At 60.0% G+C, this 8,130-nt stretch carries 4 protein-coding genes; 3 read left to right on the top strand and 1 reads right to left on the bottom strand.

Annotated features, from left to right (window positions below):
• Positions 1-198: transposase (locus tag QZ196_RS16610; protein ID WP_296428429.1), on the bottom strand; the 198-nt coding region annotated here is incomplete at its 3' end.
• 144 nt (positions 199-342) lie between these two features.
• Between QZ196_RS16610 and QZ196_RS16605 the strand changes: the two genes are divergently transcribed.
• The 3 genes from QZ196_RS16605 (at position 343) to QZ196_RS16595 (ending at position 7,947) form a co-directional block, all read left to right on the top strand.
• Complete coding sequence (locus QZ196_RS16605) at positions 343-660, top strand: hypothetical protein (protein ID WP_296428427.1); 318 nt, start codon at positions 343-345, stop codon at positions 658-660.
• A gap of 360 nt (positions 661-1,020) precedes the next feature.
• Positions 1,021-2,508, top strand: coding sequence for a DEAD/DEAH box helicase (locus QZ196_RS16600; protein ID WP_296428425.1), 1,488 nt, complete (start codon positions 1,021-1,023; stop codon positions 2,506-2,508).
• Positions 2,509-2,928: 420 nt separating this feature from the next.
• Positions 2,929-7,947, top strand: a complete 5,019-nt coding sequence (locus QZ196_RS16595) for a RecQ family ATP-dependent DNA helicase (protein WP_296428423.1) — start codon at positions 2,929-2,931, stop codon at positions 7,945-7,947.
• Positions 7,948-8,130 lie beyond the last annotated feature (183 nt).

Here is an 8,130-nt window from a genome sequence, read left to right as displayed (position 1 = left end):
ATCACGATATTGCCGACGCCAGCGCACCAACAAAGATCGCCCCAGATCATGCCGTCGGGCGGTCTCGGCCACGCAGCCTGGTGCCCCAAAGCTTTCTTCAATGATCCGAACTTTCTCCACATCCGTCCAGCGCCCGCGGCGCCCGGTATCGGTGACAGATAGTATCTCTACGGCGGGTCTGAATCTGTGGTCGGTCATAGCGCCGCATCTACGATAACCTCACGAAAACAAAAAGACGGCCCTCGGCGTAGGTTTACAATTCATCGCGGGCGCCACACTATCAAAAACGCCGATCACTGCTGACCCAGGGCGCTGGCGGCGATTCCCTTGCCCACGCCGGTCTTGCCCCGCCCGGACGGCCTTGGCCGGGTCGCGAAAAAGCGCCACATGCTGCTGGGCGCATTGCCCGGCCAGACGGAACTGGCGCTGCTGCATGGCTTGCTGGTGTCGCATCTGCGCAAACACACCTATCCCGATCACGCCCCCGCATTGTTCCGCGGGCTGTGGGCCGAGCAAAAGCATTGGCTGCTGGAACACCTGCCAACGCGCTGGCTGATTTCAGCGGTTACCACCTTTGCGGATCACGGTGAAACCGGGGCGGATCGCAAGCTGGCGAAATCCATTAATATACTGTTTTCGCTTATAAAATATACGAATTAGAGCGGTGCTTTAGGGCAGCACCCCGACGGCGCCGTTTCGCATCCAAGATCGCAGTAGGGCTGCATTGCCGATGCGCATGAAGGATTTTCAGTGCTGCAAGGCGACTTGGAGGCGCCCCTGCTCGCGCAGCACCTGCCGACAGCCCTGAATGACGACGACGGCACCGTGTTTCGCCGCTTTGCGCGGATGCGCGCCACGGCCGGAAAGACCACGTGGCCCCGGGGCTTGGCGCCATATCCTTGACCCTTGCCGGAATTTCGGATATGCGCAGCAACTGCTAAGATAGCCAACGACGCCCGGACGCTTGGAACATTGCGTCCTTTCACCTTTGCGGACCGTAGCCGCATATCTAGGATGCATATGACTAAATTTTCTGACATGAACCTTGATCCCAAGGTTCTGAAGGCTGTAGCTGAAACCGGCTATGATACCCCCACACCCATTCAGGACGGCGCGATCCCACCCGCGCTGGAAGGCCGGGATGTGCTGGGTATTGCCCAGACCGGCACGGGTAAAACCGCAGCCTTCACGCTGCCGATGATCACCCTTTTGGGGCGTGGCCGTGCGCGTGCGCGGATGCCCCGGTCGCTGGTGCTGGCGCCAACGCGTGAATTGGCCGCACAGGTGGCCGAGAATTTCGACGCCTACGCCAAATACACCAAGCTGACAAAGGCGCTGCTGATCGGCGGCACCAGCTTTAAGGATCAGGACAAGCTGATCGACAAGGGCGTGGATGTTCTGATCGCGACGCCGGGTCGCTTGCTGGACCATCTGGAGCGCGGCAAGCTGATTCTGACCGACGTCAAGATCATGGTGGTCGACGAAGCCGACCGGATGCTGGATATGGGGTTCATTCCCGATATCGAAGAGATATTCAAACGCACGCCGTTCACCCGGCAGACCCTGTTTTTCAGCGCCACAATGGCCCCAGAGATTGAGCGGATCACCAATACGTTCTTGTCCAATCCCGCCAAGATCGAAGTCGCCCGTGCGGCCACGGCAAATGTGAATATCAAGCAAAGTGTTGTGATGTTCAAAGGGTCGAACAAGACCAAAGAGCCGGCAGAGAAACGTGCCCTGCTGCGCGCCCTGATCGAGGCCGAAGGCCCTGCATGCAGCAACGCGATTATCTTTTGCAACCGCAAGTCCGACGTGGATATCGTTGCTAAGTCTTTGAGTAAATACGGCTATGATGCGGCCCCCATCCATGGTGATCTGGAACAAAGCCACCGGACCCGCACGCTGGAATCATTCCGCGATAATAAGCTTCGGTTCCTTGTGGCTTCTGACGTGGCTGCGCGGGGGCTGGACATTCCTGCGGTGACGCATGTGTTCAACTTTGACGTGCCAAGCCATGCTGAAGACTACGTGCACCGGATTGGCCGTACTGGCCGCGCGGGCCGTACCGGCACCGCAATCATGATCTGCGTGTCGCGCGATGAAAAGAACCTCTCCGATGTTGAGCGCCTGGTACAGACTGAGATCCCGCGGATGGACAGCCCCGTTGGCAATGCGGCACCCGTGGCCGATGTTGCGGCCGCCCCGGAGCCAAGCCCTGCTGCGACGTCTGAGCGGCCAAAGCGCACGCGCACCCGGTCGCGCAGGTCGTCCGACGACAGACCCGCCGCGCAAGCACCGGTGGCGGTTGCGGCCCCTGCTGAAGTTCCTGCCGAGGTTTCTGCCGCCGTCGAAGCGTCTGCACCAAAGCCACAACACGACGACCGCAACCGTGGTGGACGTGGCCGTGGGAACAATGACCGGGGCCGCAATGATCAACGAATCGTTGGCATGGGCGAAGACACACCCGCGTTCATCGCGATGAGTTTCGAAGAGCGCGCAAAGTTATAATCGGTGCGGCGGGGGAAACCCCGCCCTACGGTCTACAAATAAAAAGGGGGCGGGGTCATCCCCCAGCCCCTGACCCTAAATGTTTACAAATCCCTCCAAAGCCATTGGCGGGGGTTTGTGCGTGGGGAGTTACAGTCCTCATTAAATCTATACGTTTCATACGCTAATGGCTTTCTGGTCCCAAGTACATAGCGGAAACAAAGCGAAAACTTGGGACCGGATCTAATGTACCGTATGCATTGGCGGCTTGCCGCGCGGTATGGGGTGACTTAACACTGCGTTAACCTGCCGATTATGTGACTGGACTGTATGCCTTTTCTGAGATTCTTGCGTCCAAAAACTGACGACAAGGCACCTCTTTTGGAGCGGTGCCTGTCAGTCGATCTAGAGGTTGATCCCAGTAAGGCAGAGATCTTCGACTTGGCAGCAGTGCGCTTTGGTCCCGGCCCGGCGGTCGTGGCGGGTAAAGGAAGACTCCAGCAATCGCTCGACAAGCTGGAAGCGGCCCTGAAGACGACCAGCTACATCATTGGTCATAACGTTCTGCGCCATGATATCGAGCACTTGCTGGCAGCAAGGCCAAGACTGCGCGACAAAATGATGGCGCCTATCGATACGCTTTGGCTGAACCCCTTGGCTTTTCCGCGCAACCCCTACCATCATTTGGTCAAACATCATCATGACGGGCGGCTGCATGCGGGACATGTGAATGACCCCGAGCTTGATGCCCGTCTGGTGTTCGATGTTTTGAGCAACCAGATCGCGGCCCTGAAAGGGCAGTCGCCCGATCTGCTTGTGGCTTGGCATCACCTTGTCACGCGAACGGATCGCTCCGACGGCTTTGATGCGGTCTTTCAGTATATCCGCAATGCGGGCGCGCCGGACCATGCCTCAGCTCTGGCCGCAATCCGCAGTATCCTGGCGGATCAGGCTTGCGGTGAACAGGTCGGTCCAGCGCTGGATGCGCTAGGTGATGCGCGGATGGCCTGGCCGATGGCCTATGCCCTGGCATGGATATCTGTCTCCGGCGGGGAATCTGTCATGCCGCCTTGGGTCAGGGCCTCTGTTCCGCAGGCAGCGCTGATCGTCCGGCAGTTGCGCGACACCAACTGCGGCAGGCCCTCTTGCGTCTGGTGCGCGACGATGAACGACCCCAAAGGCGCGTTGCGAAAGTGGTTCGGCTTTCCGGCCTTCCGCGCCGAACCAGCCGATGCCGAAGGGCGCCCCCTGCAAGAGGTCATTGTCGAAAAGGCGATGGCGCATTCACATGTGCTTGGCATCTTGCCCACAGGCACGGGCAAGTCTGTCTGCTACCAGGTTCCGGCGTTGAGCCTTTACGACAAGACCGGTGCGCTGACGGTGGTCATCTCACCTCTCGTCGCTCTGATGGCCGATCAGGTGCAGGGGATGGAGCGCACGGGTATTTCCTCGGCGGTGACGATCAACGGCATGCTGTCGATGCCCGAGCGGCAAGACGCGCTGGACCGCGTCAGGCTTGGTCAGGCGGCAATCCTGCTGATATCGCCAGAACAACTCCGCTCGGTATCGGTGCGATCGGTCCTCAAGCAACGTGAGGTGGGGTTCTGGGTGCTGGACGAGGCGCATTGCGTCTCGAAATGGGGACATGATTTCCGGCCCGATTATCGCTACATCGGTCGCTTTATAAGTGAATTCTCGGGTGACGCACCACCAGCCCCGATCCTTTGCCTGACAGCGACTGCCAAACCAGAGGTCGTGCGCGATATCATCGACCATTTTCAACAGAAGCTTGCCATCGAACTGAACCTGTTCGATGGCGGCTCGTCGCGGACGAACTTGTCGTTTTCGGTACTGGCGACACGCAAGGAGAGCAAGCTTGGAGACATCCTGACCGCTATACAGGATCATTTGCCAGAGGGTCGATCAGGTGCGGTCGTTTATTGCGCCACGCGCAAAGAGACTGAACGGGTCGCGGCGTTCCTCAAAGACCAAGGCCTGGCCGCAGCGCATTTTCATGCAGGGCTGACGGTCGACGACAAACGATTTGTACAGGAAGCCTTCCGCGTGGGCGACTTGCGGGTCATTGCAGCCACAAATGCATTTGGCATGGGGATCGACAAGCCAGACATCCGCTTGGTTGTCCATGCTGATATCCCGGGCTCGCTGGAGAACTACCTGCAAGAGGCGGGCCGCGCAGGCCGCGACAGGATGCCCGCCGATTGCGTTCTGTTGTATCATACCGATGACGTCGAGCGGCAATTCACCCTCACCGCCCGCTCGCGGCTGGAGAGGCACGAGATCGGAGCGATCCTGAAGGCATTGCGTCGGATCGACGAGCAGGGCCGGAATGGTGGCAAGGTCGTCGTGACCACCGGAGAGATCGTGCGAGAAGAGAAGGACCGCGAATTTATCCGCGACAGCGCAACGGATGACACGCGGGTCAAGACGGCAGTTTCTTGGCTGGAAGAAGCCACCCTCGTCTCACGCGAAGAGAACCGGGTGCAGGTTTTTCCTTCTTCGCTGATGGTGCGCACGCTCGAACAGGCGAACGCGCGGCTCGAAAAGACGCAGGTCACCGGCGCACGGCGCAAGCAGCTTCTCGACATCGTGCGCGCATTGATGAACACGCCCGCCGATCAGGGCATATCGACCGACGAATTGACCGGTCTCGCCGGTCTTACGCATCGCGGGCTTGCCAAAGCCATGGCGGACCTCGAGACTTTGGGGCTCGCAAGAAATGATATTGCCATCACAGTCCAAATCCACGTCGGGATCGAAAACAGCTCTCGTCAGCGGTTCGCGGCGGCGCGGACTCTGGAAAAAGCATTGATTGGCACGATGCGAGAGATGGCACCCGAAGCCGACACCGGTGGTGGTGGCCAGCTTGACCTCACAGTTGCCAGCCAGAAAATGAGGGAGATGGGCAATTCCGGCGCAGGCCCCCATATCCTCGAACGCCTTTTGCGCAGTATCGAACGGGACGGGCGCGACGAGGGTGGCAGCCAAGGCAACATCCGACTGAGAAAGCTCTCTTCCAAAACTCTCGAGGTCGTCCTTCAGCGCTCGTGGCGGGCAGTGGAGCAGACAGCGTCCTTGCGCTGGACAGCTGCCGAAAGACTTCTCGAATTTCTGATCACCCAGGTGCCAACCGGCACCAAGGGCAAGGACATCCAGGTTGAGACGACGCTTGGCGACTTTCTGGCCCAGTTGAACGGTGATGCGGTCATCAAGACTTCGGGCGTAAAGAATATGACCAAGCTGATGGAGCGCACGCTCCTTTGGCTGCACGAACAGCAGGTGCTGACGCTTGGCAAGGGACTGACAGTCTTCCGCTCGGCCATGACGATTCATCTGAACCCAGAGCGCGCGCCTTTCGCAGCAAAGGATTTCCTGCCGCTGCAAGAGCACTACCGTGAGCAGACGCTGCAGACCCATGTCATGGCCGCCTATGCCGAAAAGGGACTGGAGCGGATCGACGAGGCGCAAAGTCTCACGCAGGATTACTTTACGCTGGACCAGGATCGTTTCCTACGCCGCTGGATGCCAGGGCGTGGTGTCGAGATACGCCGCCAAACCACGGGACGGGCATGGAGGCAGATCGTCGAGGATCTTGGCAACCCCGCCCAGCAGGAAATCGTGGCCGATGACCGTGAGGAGACCAACGTCCTTGTGCTGGCCGGCCCCGGATCAGGCAAAACAAGAGTGCTGGTTCACCGTATCGCCTATCTTTTGCGTGTCCGGCGTGAAGACCCGCAGCGCATCCTCGTGCTAACCTACAACCGCCATGCCGCAGCCGAGATCCGTGCCCGCCTGCGCCGTCTTGTCGGGGAGGATGCCGCTTGGGTCACCGTTTCGACCTGTCACGCGCTCGCCATGCGACTGGTGGGGGCAAGCTTTGCCGGTGGTTCCACCGAGACCCGCGACTTCGACGCCATCTTGCGTGATGCCGTGCGCATGATCACAGGTGAAGGGCTGAGCCGCGCCGAGGCCGAGGCGCAGCGCGAGGCCTTGATCCAAGGCTATCGGTGGATTCTCGTCGACGAATATCAGGACATCGGCCCAGAAGAATATGCGCTGATTGCAGCCGTGGCCGGGCGCTCGCTCGACGATCCTGACCAGCGCCTCAGCCTCTTTGCGGTGGGGGACGACGACCAGAACATCTATGCATTCACTGGCGCCTCCATTTCGTTCATCCGTCGCTTCGAAGAGGATTACCGCGCCAAGCCGAAGTTCCTGACCGAGAATTATCGCTCTACCCGCTTCATCATCGACGCTTCAAATCAGGTGATCGAGCCTGCTCGGGGGCGCATGAAGGCCGGCCATCCGATCACTGTGGACAAGCTGCGCAGCCTTCATCCGGGTGGCGGGGTCATGGCGACTTATGACCCGGTGGGACAGGGACGCGCGCAGTTCCTCGACGTGCCGGGGGACGACGTTGCCCAAGGGGTAGCAGCGGTGGACGAACTGGTCAGGATCTCCCATCTGGACCCGGACTTCTCTTGGTCGCGCACGGCCATCATCTCGCGCGATTGGCGGCGGCTCGGGCCGGTGCGGGCATACGCAGAAAAGCTGGGTCTCCAGGTGGAGATGGCCAATGAGAAACTCCCAAGTATCTGGCGCCTTCGTGAAATGCAAAAACTGGTGGCTGGCCTGCGGCAGCGACCGGCTGCGATGCTCACAATTAAGGACATCCTCGATGTTCTGAACCAGCAGCGGTTGACGCGCTGGGTTGTTCTGATTGCCGAAGGCATCGCGGACCTGGCCCGCGAACTTGGCGCCAAGACAATCCCGGTTCCCGACGCGCTGGAATGGCTTGCCGAATGGGCGCAGGATGTCAGAGGAACGCAGCGCGGGCTTCTGCTGCTCACGGCTCACCGGTCCAAAGGCTTGGAATTCGATCATGTGGTGATCCTGAACGGTGGCTGGCAAGCGATCTCGCAGGGCGAGGACGGCGAGGCGCCGCGGCGCCTCTTCTACGTCGCGATGACGCGCGCGCGCCGGAGCCTTGCCGTGGTAACCTGCGGGGCTCATGCGTTCGTCCATGCTGACAGCGACAGCGAGCTTTTACGCCAAGTCGCGGCACCGCGAGCTTCCGACTTGCCCGAGCCTGACCAATATCACCTGCCAGACATGGGCTCTGTTGATCTCTCTTATGCCGGGCGCCTCTCCGAGACGAGCCAAACGCTTGCCGCCATCACCGAAGCCGAAATCGACGACGCGGTGACCTTGGAGCGGCGCGAGGGAAAATGGATGACCCTCGACAGACACGGCCGCGTACTCGGCCGCATGGCGGCAAACTGGGCGCCGCCCGCAGATACGCACCTGATCTCTGGCAAGGTCGGAGCCATCGTCCGCTGGCGGAAGGCCGATAACGAGGAAGCTTTTCAGACCTACATCAAGCGCAGCGAGTGGGAGACCATTCTGCCGGAGTTCGTTTTCCGCCAAAGACATGGGCGCTGACGGCCTCGCATAGCTCGGAGGGTGGGAAGGGCTTTGTTGCACAAATCCCACCGTGAGGGGAATCACTGTGTGAATCCAGCGTGGTAGCGGGTTGCGATGAGCACCTGGATACCGACGACGTACAAGACTCGGAACTGGGCAGAGTACAATCATTCACTTAAGCAGCGGGGATCGCTGTCGATC

Origin of the sequence: Yoonia sp., from assembly GCF_017854565.1 — a bacterium.
In the GTDB taxonomy this organism is placed as follows: domain Bacteria; phylum Pseudomonadota; class Alphaproteobacteria; order Rhodobacterales; family Rhodobacteraceae; genus Yoonia.
This window is presented reverse-complemented; position numbering and strand designations above follow the sequence as displayed.

Bases quoted from the DNA above. Each gene is read 5' to 3' on its own strand.
- QZ196_RS16600 (WP_296428425.1), top strand. From the start codon at position 1,021: ATGACTAAATTTTCTGACATGAACCTTGATCCCAAGGTTCTGAAGGCT.